Genomic DNA, 682 nt, shown 5'->3' with positions numbered 1-682 from the left:
TCGAGGATCACCCGACCCCGGGCGGTCAGGGTGTCGTGGATCGCGTGGGCGAGCGGCGCGGGAAGATCCGCGACCAGTCGAGCCATACCGTCCTCCAACGGGAACAACCGCACCGAGCGTTCTTCATACGCACGCTGCGCGGCCTCGGTGAACGCGGCCGGGTCGATGGTCGCGGCGATCGCCTTCGCCGCCGCGCTCATCCGCGCAGGCGACTCCCACCGGGCCGCCTCCAGAGCGAGGGTCTCGTACCGCGCCCGGTCTGATTCAGAGGTGAGAAGCGTGCCGGTGCGGCTGATCGCCCACGCATGACCCGCATCGATCTCCCCGCGCTCCCACACACCCCAGGTGGTGGGGAACGGGGTCATCAGCAGGTACGCCTCCGACATCCGCCGCTGCACACCCCGATCCGACACCCGCAACGCCATCGCCAGCTCCAACGCGACCTCCCGCAACGGCAGATCCGCATCCGACGACCGCACCGACCCACCCCGCTGCTGCGCCTCCTGCCTCAGCAACGCCGCCCGCTCCGCGACCAGTCCCACCGCATCGGCCAGCAGCCTCGCCTCCGCCGCCTGCGCCCGAGCCACACACCGCCGCGCATCCACGACACCGGTCACCACGGCATCCAACCCGGGCCATCCAGCCTCAGCCGGGGACGATACCGAAGACGGCGGATCGATCA

Annotated in this window: 1 protein-coding gene; it reads right to left on the bottom strand. The window is 70.8% G+C overall.

Annotation, left to right across the window (positions count from 1 at the left end; translation table 11 throughout):
• A partial coding sequence (locus MHO01S_RS16155; protein ID WP_157553828.1) for a DUF222 domain-containing protein occupies positions 1 to 680 on the bottom strand: 680 nt, incomplete at its 3' end.
• Between the last annotated feature and the right edge of the window lie 2 nt (positions 681 to 682).

Origin of the sequence: Microbacterium hominis NBRC 15708 (assembly GCF_001592125.1) — a bacterium.
Taxonomy (GTDB): Bacteria; Actinomycetota; Actinomycetes; order Actinomycetales; family Microbacteriaceae; genus Microbacterium; species Microbacterium hominis.
This window is presented reverse-complemented; position numbering and strand designations above follow the sequence as displayed.